Raw genomic sequence first — 257 nt, 5'->3', positions numbered from 1 at the left:
CCCCGCCGGCGATGCCCGCGGTCCCCGCGATCCTGCCGGCGCTGCGGCCCATGACCTCGACGACCATCACGCGGTTGTGCGACTCCGCCGTGGTGTGCACCCGGTCGATCGCCTCGGTCGCGATCACCACCGCGGTGTCGAAGCCGATGGACCGGTCGGTGCCCCACACGTCGTTGTCGATCGTCTTGGGGATCGCGACGACCTTCACGCCCGCCACGGCGCCCTTCGACGCCGCGTGCAGCGTGCCGTCGCCCCCG

Annotated in this window: 1 protein-coding gene; it reads right to left on the bottom strand. The window is 73.2% G+C overall.

Translation table 11 applies throughout. From position 1 onward, the window contains the following. A partial coding sequence (locus tag KVT14_RS20615) for a 6-phosphofructokinase (protein ID WP_217617317.1) occupies positions 1-257 on the bottom strand: 257 nt, incomplete at both ends.

It is taken from the genome of Cellulomonas sp. GbtcB1 (assembly GCF_019091725.1).
Classification (GTDB): domain Bacteria; phylum Actinomycetota; class Actinomycetes; order Actinomycetales; family Cellulomonadaceae; genus Cellulomonas.
The sequence above is the reverse complement of the archived record's forward strand: the minus strand, read 5'-3'. Positions and strand labels throughout refer to the sequence as shown.